The sequence below is a fragment of the Burkholderia pulmonis genome (assembly GCF_984667975.1).
Genome location: NZ_OZ480187.1, coordinates 2,816,350 through 2,829,186, shown reverse-complemented (window position 1 = coordinate 2,829,186; position 12,837 = coordinate 2,816,350). Strand labels below are relative to the sequence as shown.

The window sequence follows — 12,837 nt, the reverse complement described above, 5'->3', positions numbered from 1 at the left end:
GCTCACGACGACATGTACGCGTTCACTCCCTCATTCCAAAACCCCGCCGGCTCGCCGATCCGCGAGTTGTTCAAGTATCTGTCCGAACCGGGCATGATTTCCTTCGCGGGTGGCTATCCGGCCAGCGACCTGTTTGACGTCGACGGCCTGAACGCGGCCGCCGAGCGCGCGTACGCACAGCCTGTCCGCTGCCTGCAATACGGCCCGACCGACGGCCTCGCCGAACTGAAACAGCAACTGATCGCGCTGATGTCGCGTCGCGGCGTCGCGTGCACGCCGGCCGAACTGCTCGTCACGACCGGCTCGCAGCAGGGCCTCGACCTGCTGTTGCGCGTGATGGTGTCGCCCGGCGACGTCGTGCTGACCGAACAGCCGGCCTATCCGGCCACGCTGCAGGCGATGCGTCTGCAGCAGGCGAGGATCGTGACGATCCCCGTCGACGGCGAAGGCCTCGACGTCGATCGCCTCGCGGCCCAGCTCGCATCCGGCGCGATCAAGCAGCCGAAGCTGCTCTACACCGTCCCGACCTTCGCGAACCCGACGGGCGCGACGCTCACGCGCGAACGCCGTCTGAAGCTGCTGCGTCTCGCGGTGCAATACCGTTTCCTGATCGTCGAGGACGATCCGTACGGCGACCTGCGTTTCGCGGGCGAAGCCGTGCCGTCGATGCTCGCGCTGGCCGGTGAAGTGGACGGCGCACGCGACTGGATCGTGCATTTCGCGAGCCTGTCGAAGATCGTCGCGCCGGGGCTGCGTGTGGGCTGGACGATCGCGTCGGCCGAGATCACGCGGCGCTGCGTGATCGCGAAGCAGACGGTCGATCTGTGCAGCACGCCGTGGACGCAGGCCACCGCCGCCGAATATCTGGCCGACGGCGCGCTCGAACGCCATCTGCCGCGCATCACGGCCGCGTACCAGCGCAAATGCGACGCGATGTGCGACGCGCTGCGCGACGGGTTCGGCGATGCGATCGAATTCCATCGTCCCGAAGGCGGGATGTTCGTGTGGGCGCGGATCGGCGCGGTGTCGTCGGACGTGCTGCTGCAACAGGCGATCGCCAACAAGATCGTGTTCGTACCCGGCAAGGCGTTCTTCGCGGACAACGTCGACGCAGCGTCGCTGCGCCTGTCGTTCGCCGCGCCGGACGTCGATGCGATCCGGGAAGGCGTCGCGCGCCTCGTGCGCGCGTATGGTGCGGCGCTGGCCGCGTGAGGAGACATCAACGTGAATATCACCGTCAACGAAACGGCATCGATGGGCGCAGCGTCAGGCGCGGGCGATAAGCGGCCGGCCAAGCATCGCTCGTCGCAGATCAGCGCCGGGCCGCAATATGTCGCCGACGTGCTTGGCCGCTTCGGCGCAGAGCCGGCGGCCGATGCCGATGCCGGCGACGCAGCGCCGGTCGTGCTCGGCTACAACTGAGCGGCACACGGGCTGCGGCGGCATCGCATGCGAGCCGCCGCGGCAGCAAACGGTTAAGCTTGTGCGATCGAAACACTGACGATCGCCGCCGCCTCATGTCCGACTCGACCTCCGAATCACTCGCGCAAACGTACGACCGCGTCTGGTCCTGCCTCGAATCCGGCGTCAGCGTGCAGCGCTCGCCGTTCACGATGCTGCAGGCGGCTACGCTCGGCCTCGATGGCGCGCCGAAGGTGCGTACGATCGTATTGCGTCAGGTGAGCCGTGCCGAGCGCGTGCTGTCGTTTCATACCGACGTACGCTCGGAGAAAGTCGCGGAGTTGCGTCGCGATCCGCGTATCTCGATCGTCGCGAACGATCTCGACGCGCTCGTGCAGATTCGTGCGGAAGGCGTCGCGTCGATCTGCGAAGACGAAGCGCAACGGCGTGCGATCTGGGAATCGAGCCGTCCGCATACGCTGTTGCTGTATCGCGCGCCGTTGCCGCCTGGCACGGCGATCGCGTCACCGGAAGCGGCGCATATCGACAGCGCAGCACCATCCGGCGACGGCTACGAAAACTTCTGTCTGATCCACATGACGGTCACGCGCATCGACTGGCTCGAAATCGCGCGCGCCGGCCATCGCCGAGCGGTATTCGATCTGAATGAAAGCGGTTACGAATCCCGCTGGATTGCGCCCTGACGCTGACCACGGCGCTTATCGTCGCTCAAGGCCGCCCGTCCGCCACCGCCTGCCCGGTCATCCACTCGCGCATCACCACGATCGCATCGTCGTCGCGCCGCTCGGCCGGATACACGAGATAGAACCCCATCGACAGCGGAAATGCGAAATCGAACGGCTTGCACAGCCGTCCGGCGGCGATGTCGCGCTCGACGAGCGGATCGGTCGCGAGCGCGATCCCCTGGCCGGCAACAGCCGCATCGATCGCGAGCGACGTCTGGTTGAAGCGCAACCCCTTGTGCGGATCGATGTCGACGGGTTCCGGCATCGCTTCCAGGAACTCCGGCCACAGGTCGTGCGCGTCGTGCAGCAGCACCTGGCCGGCGAGCGCGCGCGGCGAAGCCGGCGCGGCCAGCACCGCCGGGCTGCACACCGCACACACGTCGAGCGGGAACAGCGCGTGCGCAACGAGATGCTTGCCGAACGGTGGCTTCCCGTAGCGGATCGCGAGATCGACGCCGTCGTGGCGGAACGTCGCGATCTGCGGATCGGCGATCACGCGCACGTCGTAGTCGGGATGCGCTTCGGTGAACTGCGCGAGCCGCGGGATCAGCCACTTCGACGCAAACGACGGCGTCGTGCTGATCGTCAGCGCGGCGCGCCGCTTCACGAGCTTGTCGGTGGCATCGGCGATCGCGTGCAGCGCGCGCTGCACGTCGGAGAAATACGCGGCGCCGTCGTGCGTGAGCGCGAGGCCGCGCGGCAGGCGCTCGAACAGCTTCAGGCCGAGCACGTCCTCGAGGTGGCGCACCTGCTGCGCGACGGCGCCCTGCGTGACGCCGATCTCGTCGGCGGCGGCGCGGAAATTGAGGTGCCGTGCGGACACTTCGAACGCACGAAGCGCATTCAGCGGCGGCAGGCGGGAAGGGCGTGGCGGCATCGTCAGGCTGTAGAAAAACTATCGGCTGGCGGCAGAAATACTGGTTCGACAGCCGGAATCGATGCGCCTACATTACCACTATGGCGCGCCGAATGGCGGCTGCGCGGCGGCAGAATCGAAACGAGGAGCAAATCGTGACTGTAGAAAAAGTAGCGTTGATCACGGCGGCAGGCAAGGGCATGGGCGCGGCGATCGCGCGCGAACTGGCGGCGACGGGCTATCGCGTCGCGCTGATGTCGCCGTCGGGCAGCGCGGTGGCGCTCGGCGAGGAACTGGGCGGCTTCGGCATCAAGGGCTCGGTGACGGAAGAAGCCGATATCGACAAGCTCGTACAGGAAACGATCGCGCGCTACGGCCGCATCGACGCCGTGGTGAACAACACCGGCCATCCGCCGAAGGGCGAACTGCTGGCGATCACCGACGACAACTGGCACGCGGGGCTCGACCTGATCCTGCTGAACGTGGTGCGCGTGATGCGCCGCGTGACACCGGTTTTCCAGAAGCAGGGCGGCGGCGCGGTGGTCAACATCTCGAGTTTCGCGGCGGACGCGCCCGAGCAGCCGATGCCGGTGTCGTCGGCGCTGCGTGCGGCGCTGAGCGCGTGGACGCGGCTGTACGCGGAACGCTATGCGGCCGAGAACATCCGGATGAACGCGGTGCTGCCGGGCTTCATCGACAGCTGGCCGGAAACGCCGGAGATCGTCGCGCGCATTCCGGCCGGCCGCTTCGGCAAGACCGGCGAGATCGCGAAGACGGTCGCGTTCCTGCTGTCGGACGGCGCGGGCTACATCACCGGGCAGAACATTCGCGTCGACGGCGCGATCGTCAAGGCGCTCTGAGCGTCGCAATCGACGAGCGAGCGGCGGCGCGGGCCGCTCGCCGTGCAAGGCTACAAACGCGTACAAATCAGACAAATCCGGGATACATCCAACCTTTCAAATGGGTGACGCCGCGTGACGAGGGCGCGCCGGATTGAAAGCCTGGGCGCGATCCCGCGCGCGGCATGTTCACTTTCCACTTCACGAAAGGAGATGCCGAACGATGTCTTCCACACAGTTTTCCCCGATGCGTCGCCACCTGCTGGCCACTTCCGTGGCCGCCGGGGTCTCGGCGATGCTGCCCACGGCGCTGCATGCCGCGACGGGCGTGAGCGGCATACGCCCGTTCACCGCGCACATTCCCGATGAAGCGGTGGCCGACCTGCGCCGCCGCATTGCGGCGACCCGCTGGCCGGGCCGCGAGACCGTCGCCGACGAATCGCAGGGCGTGCGGCTCGCGCGCATGCAGGCGCTGCTGCGCTACTGGGGCACCGACTACGACTGGCGCAAGGGCGAGGCGCGCCTGAACGGGTTCCCGATGTTCATCACCGAGATCGACGGGCTCGACATTCATTTCATCCACGTGCGCTCGCGGCATGAGAACGCGATGCCGATGATCATGACGCACGGCTGGCCCGGTTCGATCTTCGAGCTGCTGAAGGCGATCGGCCCGCTGACCGACCCGACCGCGCACGGCGCGAGCGCGGACGATGCGTTCCATGTCGTCGTGCCGTCGCTGCCGGGCTTCGGTTTCTCGGGCCGGCCGACGAAGACGGGCTGGGGTTCCGATCACATCGCGCGTGCGTGGGGCGAGTTGATGGCGCGGCTCGGCTATACGCGCTTCGTGTCGCAGGGCGGCGACTGCGGCTCGGTGATCTCGCACCGGATGGCGATGCAGCGCGTGCAGGGGCTCGCCGGGATTCACGTGAACATGCCGGCGACGGTGCCGCTGGATATCGCGACGCTGCTCGCGACCGATTCGCCTGCGCCGGCTTCGCTGTCGCCGAAGGAGAAGGCCGCGTACGAGAAGCTCGCGACGTTCTATCGCGACAACTGCGGCTACTCGGCGATGATGGTCACGCGACCGCAGACGGTCGGTTATGCGCTGGCGGATTCGCCGTCAGGGCAGGCGGCGTGGATGTACGACAAGATCTCGCAGTGGACGTATAGCGGCGGTGTGCCGGAGCGCTCGATTCCGCGCGACGAGATTCTCGACGACATCTCGCTGTACTGGCTGACGAATACCGTGACGTCGGCCGCGCAGATCTACTGGGAGGATCACTCGAACAACTTCAACGCGGTGGATATCTCGCTGCCGGCGGCGATCACGGTGTTTCCGGGGGAGATTTATCAGGCGCCGCGTAGCTGGGCCGAGCGCAGTTATCACAACCTGATCTACTTCAACGAAGTCGACAAGGGCGGGCACTTCGCGGCGTGGGAAGAGCCTGAGCTGTTTGCGCGTGAAGTGCGTGCCGGGTTCCGGCCGTTGCGGCGCGTGTAAGCGGGATTGAAGCGGTGAACGCGGGCCGGCGGTTGTGCGGCTCGCGTTTTTGACATGCCGGGTTGCCGGTGCGAATCGATGTTTTCGCGTCGGCGGCGACGTGGCGATGGGGGCGAGTCAAAAGAGTCGGCACGAACCACGTGTATTTCCCAATATGGCGACGATGATCGCAAGAAAATAGCTGCTGGTCAGCGCGACCGCGAATGCCGGCCACGTTACTTTGAGTCGTCGAAGAAGCCACGCAATCAGCGCGACTGACGTGCATGCAACGAGTCCGCCCAATATATCGGCGATGTAAGGCACGATGAAGCCTATTACAACCGCAGCCGACAAAAACAACGTCCAGGCCAGCGCATCGCCGAGCGAACTGCACGAGGGTGTCGTGTAGCCAAAAACGGACATGAACGCGAGCGCCGGAAGCCCGAGCACGGTCGATATCAGCGCGACCCAGAGTGGTTGCCGGCTTGTTGCCTGCTTCAACGACGGGAAAATTGGTTCATAGATATCGGTCAAATGAGTCACCTGAAATCGATTGGGTTAGCGGCGTACAACAGCCGCTTCTTCTGTTCTCTGGCCAGACGCACCAGCTACGCAACCGCTTTCAACGCCTGCGCAAACCGCTTGTCCGCAAGATACGCGACATTGAACCGGCAAAACCTCGACGGACGATCCGCCTGCGGCGAAAACACTGCCCCCGGCGCGAGAATCACCCCACGCTCCAGCATCGCCTGCGCGAGCTGCATCGAATCGGGCCAGCCGGGCAGCGCGGCCCACAGATACAGGTTCTGGTCACAGGGCCGATAGATCTCCGCACCGAGGCGACCGAGCGCATCGAGCGCAGTACCGGTCGCGCGCCGCAGTTTCTCCTGAAGATGATTCGTATGCCTGAGAAAGTGGCCATCGCTGACGATCGCATCGAGCGTGCGTTCGCAGTATTCCGAGCTGCTGACGTGCGTCAGCATCTTCACGTCGGCGAGATCGCTGGCAAGCGCGGCATTGCACGCCAGGAACCCGACACGCAGCGCCGCCGACACCGATTTCGAAAAACTGCCGATATAGATGGTCCGGCGCAGCTGATCGAGCGTCGCGATGCGCGTGAGCGAGCGCGGCCGCAGGTCGGCGAGCGCATCGTCCTCGACGATGATCAGGTCGTGCGCATCGGCGAGCTGCAGGATGCGGTGCGCCTTGGCCGCGCTCGTATCGGTCGCGGTCGGGTTGTGGCCGACCGATTGCGTGAAGAACAGCTTCGGCCGGTGCGTGGCGACAAGCTCGGCCAGCTTCGCGACGTCGGGGCCGTCAATCTCGCGCGGCACGCCGACGATGTCCGCACCGCTCAGCTTCAGCTTGCCGAACAGCGGGTAGTAGCCGGGATCGTCGACGAGCACGGTGTCGCCGGGGCGCACGAAGTAGCGCAGCACGAGGTCCATGGCCTGGTTCGCGCCGTGCGTGAGCACGATCTGCGCGGGCGGCGCCTCGATCTCGTAGCCGGCGAGCTTCTGCTGCAGCGACTGGCGCAGCGGCAGGTAGCCGAACCGGCTGCCGTAGCGGAACAGCGACGCGGCGCTCGTGCGCATGATGCGCTGCTGGTACTGGTTCAGCCGCGTTTCCTCGAGCCATTCGATCGGCGGAAAGCCTTCGCCGAGATTGAGTACGTCGGGCTTCACGTGCAACTGCTCGCGCATCAGCCAGACGATGTCCATCGCGCGGTCGAGCGAGCTCGGCTCGTCGATCTCGGGCGCGGCCGCCGCGCGCCGCGCGACGAAGAAGCCCGAGCCGCGCCTCGGCTCGATCAGGCCGTCGGCCGCGAGCATCTCGAACGCGCTGATCACGGTGTTCTTCGAGCAGCCGGACGCCTCAGCATATTCCCTGATGGAGGGCAGTTTCGCGCCGGCCGGCAACACGCCTTCCTCGATCTGTCTGGCGAGATTGTCCGCCATCGCGCCAGACAGGCTGGCTTTTGCACGCTGTTTCATCGGAATGTTCCGTCGGGCCGGCCCACTGTCATGGGTACGGTTGAGTGACTGTTTGCGCCTTCTGTACCTTTTCAATGGGTACAGCGTGACTATTATTCGGCTATCCGCTGCCCGCCGCAAGCGCCGACGGGCTACACCGCCACCCCGAAACAGCAGACCCCTCATGCCGATCGATTCCGCCTTGCCGAACTTCCGCTCGCTTACGCCCGAGCAACGCCTGTCCCACCTGTCCCGCGCCGTCGGGCTCGACGATGCCGAGCACGCGCTGCTCGCGAAGCCGGGCGCGCTGCCGCTCGACACCGCGAACGGGATGATCGAGAACGTGATCGGTACGTTCGAGCTGCCGATGGCGGTGGCCGGCTACTTCCGGATCAACGATCGTGACGTGATCGTGCCGATGGCCGTCGAGGAGCCGTCGATCGTTGCGGCCGCATCGTATATGGCGAAGCTGTCCCGCGCGGCCGGCGGCTTCCGCACGTCGAGCAGCGGCCCGCTGATGCGTGCGCAGGTGCAGGTGATCGGCGTCGACGATCCGTACGGCGCGCGGCTCGCGATCCTGCGGCACGCGGCCGAGCTGATCGCACTCGCAAACAGCCGCGACAAGGTGCTCGTCGGCCTCGGCGGCGGTTGCCGCGATATCGAGGTTCATGTGTTCCCCGACACGCCGCGCGGCGCGATGGTCGTCGCGCACCTGATCGTCGACGTGCGCGACGCGATGGGCGCGAACACGGTCAATACGATGGCGGAAACCGTCGCGACGCGCATCGAAGCGATTACCGGGGGCCAGGTACGGTTGCGGATACTGTCCAACCTCGCCGATTTGCGCCTCGCCCGCGCAGAGGTACGGTACTCGGCCGCGACGCTCGCGACCGACGCCTATTCCGGCGAGGACGTGATCGACCGCGTGATCGACGCGTACGTGTTCGCGGCGACCGACCCGTACCGCGCGGCGACCCACAACAAGGGCATCATGAATGGCATCGACCCGGTCGTGGTCGCGACCGGCAACGACTGGCGCGCGGTCGAAGCCGGCGCGCATGCGTATGCGAGCCGCAGCGGCCGCTATACGTCGCTGACGACGTGGGAGAAGGCCGCCAACGGCGACCTCGTCGGCACGATCGAAATGCCGATGCCGGTCGGGCTCGTCGGCGGCGCGACGAAGACGCATCCGCTCGCACGTCTCGCGCTGAAGATCATGAACGTGACGTCCGCGCAGGAACTCGGCGAAATTGCGGTCGCGGTCGGGCTTGCGCAGAATCTCGGTGCGCTGCGCGCGCTCGCGACCGAAGGCATCCAGCGCGGCCACATGGCGCTGCATGCACGCAACATCGCCGTGGCGGCCGGCGCGACCGGGGCCGACGTCGACCGGATCGCGCAGCAGATGGTCGCGGCGAAAGACGTGCGCACCGACTTCGCGGTCGAGTTGCTCGCGGGCCGCCGCGGCGGCTGACGCGTAGACTGCGCGCCGCGTGACTCATGCGGCGTGCAGCGCGCCACGCCGGCCAGACCGGCGATAGATCAATCCAGGAGGAGACACATGGAACAGACCGGTTCAAGCGCGGTCGCACCCGCGCCGCTTCGCGCGCGGCCGCTGGCCGGCACCGACGCATCGGCCACGACGCTCGTCGAGGTATGGGGCGACACGGTGGCGACGAAGCATCTCGCGTGGTCGGTGCTGCTCGGCATCGCGATCAGCCTCGGCGCGTTCGAGATCGGCCGCGTGGCGCTCGCGTCGTTCGTGCAGGACGCGGCGATCGCGCGCGCTTACGCGATGCTGATCGGCCTGGGCGGCTGCCTGCTGGCCGGCACGATCTGCGCGGTGCTGTTCAAGCCGAAGCGCACGGTGATCGAACATGCGGCGGGCGGCGCCGAGCGCGACGAGGCCTTGCGGCAGCTCGCCGAAGCATCGGGCGGGCTCGGTTCGACGAGCGACCTGTCGGCCAGCGCACGCGCCGAGATGGAGGAACTCGGGCTGCTCGACCTGTTCGCGTCATACGACGCATCGTCCGGGCGCGCACGCGCGGGAGGCCGCTGATGGACGCCCTGCTGCATGCATTGCCGGCCGCGTTCGCGATGGGGCTGCTCGGCGCGATCGTGTTCTCCGGTATCGGGCTGATTTCCGGCACCGACGAAACGACGACGATCGCGCCGCTCACGTTGCTCGTCGCGCTGCTCGGCGTGCCGCCGGCCGGCGTCTTCACGTTCTTCCTCGCGGGTGCGGTGGCCAAGCACATCACGCATTCGATCCCGACCGCGCTGCTCGGCATTCCCGGCGACACGATGGCCGCGCCGCTGCTGCAGCAGGCGACGCTGCTGCGTGCGCTCGGCGTGCCGCACATCGCGCTGCGCAAGATGATCTCCGGCGCGATCGTCGCCGCGTTCGTCGCGCTGCCGCTCGCGGTGCTGTTCGCGTCGCTGCTCGCGCCGTTCGGCGCGGCGATCGCGAAGGCCGCGCCGTGGGTGTTCCTCGCGGCGGCCATCGGCATCGCGTACTTCTCCGCCGGGCGCTGGGCGTCGGTGCTGCTGCTCGTGCCGTTCGTGATGCTGGTGGTCGGGCTGCAGGCGCTCACGGGCCATTACGGCGTGAAGCTGAGTGTCAGCTACTTCCTCGGGATCGCGATCGGGCCGCTGGTGGCCGACCTGTTCTCGATCCTGTCGCCGGCCGAGCGGCGGCGCATGCGTCGCGACGGGCCGTCGACGTTCGTGCTCGCGCCCGACGTGAAAAGCTGGCGCGGCTACTTCCCGAATCCGCTGAAGGTGCTCGACCGCGAGCAGGTGGCGTGGACGGTCGGCACGGCTGCCGTGTCGAGCGCGACGTTCGTGTTCAGCCCGGTCGCGATGACGGTGCTGATGGGCGAGATCGTCGGGGCGCGCGTGCGTCATGCGTACCAGCGCCTGACGACCGTGATCGCCGCGCGTAACGGCGTGACGGAGGCGACCTACATCGCCGAGGCGCTGATTCCGCTGATCGCGTTCGGGCTGCCGCTGAGCCCGGTGGCGGCCGGCCCGGCCGCGCCGCTGTTCAATGCGCCGCCGCGCTTCACGGTCGATGCGGCGAGCGGGCAGATCCACAACCTGCATACGCTGATGAGCTGGCCCGAGTTCCTCGGCTACGGGCTGCTGTCGATCCTGCTGGCCGCGCTGATCGCGTATCCGCTCGCGATGCACCATGCGCACCGCGCGGCGTCGTTCGTCGCGCGCAAGCTGAGCCACGAAGCGATCATCGCGACCTTCGCCGGGCTGATCGTCGTGATCGGCGTGTGGGAAGGGCAGTTGCTGGGGCTCGCCGTGATCGTGACGATCGGCCTGTTCGGCGGGATGCTGTCGCGCCTGTTCGCGTTCAACACGGGCGTGCAGTTCATGGGCTACTACGTCGCGGTACTCAGCGTGCCCGCGATCGCCAGGCTGTTCTGACGTACCCGCGCAGGGGGCCGCGTGTGCCGCGCGGCGCCCCGAAAGCGGGTTTTTCTCGCGATTTTTGAATCGCTGTGTGTCGTGTTCGCACACAGATACGTTGGGATACAAAGCCTCCGGATGGTTCGGATATAAAACCGGTGAAGCAGTTCACACGGCGGCGCGGTGCCATGCGCCGCCGCTGCGAACGGTGCACCTGAATGCCCGCACGTGCCGCGGGCCCCTTCCTTAGCGATCGACATTGGAGAACGAGTCATGCCTGATACCGTGAACACCCGCCGCCGCCTGATCCTGGGCTCGACGCTGGCGAGCCTGAGCCTTGCCGACCTCGGCTTCAGCGCGCTCGCGCACGCGCAGTCGGCGCCCGATGCACCGGCCGCGAAGCGTTCGGCCGGCGTCGCGTCGCTGGGCACGATCCACCAGATCGACGCGGGCGTGCTCAACGTCGGGTATGCGGACCTCGGGCCGAAGAAGGGGCCTGTCGTGTTCCTGCTGCACGGCTGGCCGTACGACATCTACAGCTATGCGGAAGTCGCGCCGCTGCTCGTCAAGGCCGGCTATCGCGTGATCGTGCCGTACCTGCGCGGCTACGGCTCGACGACGTTCCGCTCGGCCGACACGGTGCGCAACGGCCAGCAGGCCGTCACGGCCGTCGACATCGTCGCGCTGATGGATGCGCTGAAGATCGACAGCGCCGTGTTCGGCGGCTACGACTGGGGCGCGCGCACGGCCGACATCATCGCGGCGCTGTGGCCGCAGCGCGTGAAGGCGCTGGTATCGGTGAGCGGCTACCTGATCGGCAGCCAGGAGGCGAACCGCAAGCCGCTGCCGCCGCAGGCCGAATTCCAGTGGTGGTATCAGTTCTATTTCACGACGGAGCGCGGCGAACTCGGCTATGCGGCGAACCGCGACGCATTCAACAAGCTGATCTGGCAACTTGCGTCGCCGAAATGGCAGTTCTCCGACGAAACCTTCGCGCGTTCGGCCGCGTCGTTCCAGAACCCCGATCACGTGGCCGTGGTGATCCACAACTATCGCTGGCGCCTCGGGCTCGCGAAGGGCGAAGCGCAATACGACGACATCGAGCGGCGTTTGGCGGCCGGGCCTGCGATCACCGTGCCGACGATCACGATGGAAGGTGACGCGAATGGCGCGCCGCATCCGGAACCGGCTGCGTACGCGAAGAAGTTCACCGGCAAGTACCAGCACCGGACGATTACCGGCGGCATCGGCCACAACCTGCCGCAGGAAGCGCCGCAGGCGTTTGCCGACGCGATCCTGCAAGTGGAGCATCTGTGATGCGGGCACGCGTGGGTGTGTGGCGGCGGGGCGCGCGGCGTGTGCTCGTCGCGAGCGTGCTGCTGGGCGGTGCGTGGTCGGCGAGCGGCCCGGCCGCGTTTGCTGAGCAGCCGAAGCCGGCCGCGGCCGCGTCGCCGATCTATGGCGTGACGATCCCGCCCGGCTACCGGAAGTGGGAAATGGTTGCGCCGGCCGAGGAAGCCGCGCCGCTCGACGAGCTGCGCGTCGTGCTCGGCAACCCGGTCGCGATCCGCGCGCTCGAACAGGCGACGCTGCCGTTCCCGGACGGCACGATCCTCGTGAAGCTTGCATACAAACGCAAGCAGTCCGACGAGTTCGCACCGGCGACGGTACCTGGCCAGGCGACGACCGTGCAGGTGATGGTGAAGGATTCGCGCCGCTATGCAGCGACGGGTGGCTGGGGTTTCGGACGCTTCATCAACGGTGTCCCGGCCGATATCGGCCAGCATCAGACGTGCTTTGCGTGTCACCAGGCGCGCGTGAAGAATCACGATTACGTGTTCACGCGGCTGGCGCCGTGACGTGACAGGCAGTGTGAAGTTGACGGAAAGGCGTGCCCTGCGAGGCACGCTTTTTTCATGGTGTGCGGGGCGTGACGAAACGTATCGGCGCTTGGGTTTGTATCGCACTGTATCTGCGGCCGCTTTTGAAAAACTGGCATGCAGAAAGCACCGGTTCCGGAAACATGCCGGATACGTGAGCGGGTTCTACTGTCGACATGCAGCAAACGTTCGGTGCCAGACGTTCGCACCGGATGCCAAGTGATCGATAGCCCAACTTCCTTCAA

The 12,837-nt window shown here is 66.8% G+C and carries 13 protein-coding genes; 10 read left to right on the top strand and 3 right to left on the bottom strand.

Annotated features, from left to right (window positions below):
* The first annotated feature begins 12 nt into the window (after positions 1 to 12).
* The 3 genes from AC5LXK_RS29405 to AC5LXK_RS29395 all read left to right on the top strand — a co-directional run bounded on the left by AC5LXK_RS29405 (position 13) and on the right by AC5LXK_RS29395 (position 2,105).
* Positions 13 to 1,212, top strand: coding sequence for an aminotransferase-like domain-containing protein (locus AC5LXK_RS29405; RefSeq protein WP_493392152.1), 1,200 nt, complete (start codon positions 13 to 15; stop codon positions 1,210 to 1,212).
* Positions 1,213 to 1,224: 12 nt separating this feature from the next.
* The gene (locus tag AC5LXK_RS29400; protein ID WP_493392151.1) at positions 1,225 to 1,422 is read left to right on the top strand and encodes a hypothetical protein; all 198 of its coding nucleotides are present in this window, start codon (positions 1,225 to 1,227) and stop codon (positions 1,420 to 1,422) included.
* Between the two features lie 95 nt (positions 1,423 to 1,517).
* Positions 1,518 to 2,105, top strand: a complete 588-nt coding sequence (locus tag AC5LXK_RS29395) for a pyridoxamine 5'-phosphate oxidase family protein (protein WP_493392150.1) — start codon at positions 1,518 to 1,520, stop codon at positions 2,103 to 2,105.
* 25 nt (positions 2,106 to 2,130) lie between these two features.
* Here AC5LXK_RS29395 and gcvA read toward each other — a convergent pair whose 3' ends face one another.
* A complete protein-coding gene (gene gcvA / locus AC5LXK_RS29390; protein WP_493392149.1) occupies positions 2,131 to 3,024 on the bottom strand; it encodes a transcriptional regulator GcvA in 894 nt (297 codons plus the stop codon).
* A 134-nt stretch (positions 3,025 to 3,158) separates the two neighbouring features.
* Between gcvA and AC5LXK_RS29385 the strand changes: the two genes are divergently transcribed.
* A complete protein-coding gene (locus AC5LXK_RS29385) occupies positions 3,159 to 3,863 on the top strand; it encodes an SDR family oxidoreductase (protein ID WP_493392148.1) in 705 nt (234 codons plus the stop codon).
* A gap of 202 nt (positions 3,864 to 4,065) precedes the next feature.
* Positions 4,066 to 5,343: an epoxide hydrolase family protein gene (locus tag AC5LXK_RS29380; protein WP_493392147.1), complete on the top strand. Its 1,278-nt coding sequence runs from the start codon at positions 4,066 to 4,068 to the stop codon at positions 5,341 to 5,343.
* Positions 5,344 to 5,460: 117 nt separating this feature from the next.
* On the opposite strand, the gene AC5LXK_RS29375 is transcribed toward AC5LXK_RS29380, so the two are convergent.
* Both AC5LXK_RS29375 and AC5LXK_RS29370 read right to left on the bottom strand, forming a co-directional pair.
* Positions 5,461 to 5,856, bottom strand: a complete 396-nt coding sequence (locus AC5LXK_RS29375; RefSeq protein ID WP_493392146.1) for a hypothetical protein — start codon at positions 5,854 to 5,856, stop codon at positions 5,461 to 5,463.
* A gap of 74 nt (positions 5,857 to 5,930) precedes the next feature.
* Positions 5,931 to 7,316 carry an aminotransferase-like domain-containing protein gene (locus AC5LXK_RS29370; RefSeq protein WP_493392145.1) on the bottom strand — a complete coding sequence of 462 codons (1,386 nt, stop codon included), beginning with the start codon at positions 7,314 to 7,316 and terminating at the stop codon, positions 5,931 to 5,933.
* A gap of 163 nt (positions 7,317 to 7,479) precedes the next feature.
* Between AC5LXK_RS29370 and AC5LXK_RS29365 the strand changes: the two genes are divergently transcribed.
* The 5 genes from AC5LXK_RS29365 (at position 7,480) to AC5LXK_RS29345 (ending at position 12,571) form a co-directional block, all read left to right on the top strand.
* Positions 7,480 to 8,766 carry a hydroxymethylglutaryl-CoA reductase, degradative gene (locus AC5LXK_RS29365; protein WP_493392144.1) on the top strand — a complete coding sequence of 429 codons (1,287 nt, stop codon included), beginning with the start codon at positions 7,480 to 7,482 and terminating at the stop codon, positions 8,764 to 8,766.
* Between the two features lie 87 nt (positions 8,767 to 8,853).
* Positions 8,854 to 9,351: a hypothetical protein gene (locus AC5LXK_RS29360; RefSeq protein ID WP_493392143.1), complete on the top strand. Its 498-nt coding sequence runs from the start codon at positions 8,854 to 8,856 to the stop codon at positions 9,349 to 9,351.
* Positions 9,351 to 10,730, top strand: a complete 1,380-nt coding sequence (locus tag AC5LXK_RS29355; RefSeq protein WP_222904698.1) for a tripartite tricarboxylate transporter permease — start codon at positions 9,351 to 9,353, stop codon at positions 10,728 to 10,730. Before AC5LXK_RS29360 ends, AC5LXK_RS29355 begins: the two co-directional genes overlap by 1 nt.
* Positions 10,731 to 10,985: 255 nt before the next feature.
* The gene (locus tag AC5LXK_RS29350; protein ID WP_493392142.1) at positions 10,986 to 12,029 is read left to right on the top strand and encodes an alpha/beta fold hydrolase; all 1,044 of its coding nucleotides are present in this window, start codon (positions 10,986 to 10,988) and stop codon (positions 12,027 to 12,029) included.
* Positions 12,029 to 12,571, top strand: a complete 543-nt coding sequence (locus AC5LXK_RS29345; protein ID WP_493392141.1) for a cytochrome P460 family protein — start codon at positions 12,029 to 12,031, stop codon at positions 12,569 to 12,571. Before AC5LXK_RS29350 ends, AC5LXK_RS29345 begins: the two co-directional genes overlap by 1 nt.
* Positions 12,572 to 12,837 lie beyond the last annotated feature (266 nt).

Coding starts and splice junctions, on each gene's coding strand:
- AC5LXK_RS29405 (WP_493392152.1), top strand. CDS start 13: ATGTACGCGTTCACTCCCTCATTCCAAAACCCCGCCGGCTCGCCGATC.
- AC5LXK_RS29395 (WP_493392150.1), top strand. CDS start 1,518: ATGTCCGACTCGACCTCCGAATCACTCGCGCAAACGTACGACCGCGTC.
- gcvA (WP_493392149.1), bottom strand. CDS start 3,024: ATGCCGCCACGCCCTTCCCGCCTGCCGCCGCTGAATGCGCTTCGTGCG.
- AC5LXK_RS29380 (WP_493392147.1), top strand. CDS start 4,066: ATGTCTTCCACACAGTTTTCCCCGATGCGTCGCCACCTGCTGGCCACT.
- AC5LXK_RS29370 (WP_493392145.1), bottom strand. CDS start 7,316: ATGAAACAGCGTGCAAAAGCCAGCCTGTCTGGCGCGATGGCGGACAAT.
- AC5LXK_RS29365 (WP_493392144.1), top strand. CDS start 7,480: ATGCCGATCGATTCCGCCTTGCCGAACTTCCGCTCGCTTACGCCCGAG.
- AC5LXK_RS29360 (WP_493392143.1), top strand. CDS start 8,854: ATGGAACAGACCGGTTCAAGCGCGGTCGCACCCGCGCCGCTTCGCGCG.
- AC5LXK_RS29355 (WP_222904698.1), top strand. CDS start 9,351: ATGGACGCCCTGCTGCATGCATTGCCGGCCGCGTTCGCGATGGGGCTG.
- AC5LXK_RS29350 (WP_493392142.1), top strand. CDS start 10,986: ATGCCTGATACCGTGAACACCCGCCGCCGCCTGATCCTGGGCTCGACG.
- AC5LXK_RS29345 (WP_493392141.1), top strand. CDS start 12,029: ATGCGGGCACGCGTGGGTGTGTGGCGGCGGGGCGCGCGGCGTGTGCTC.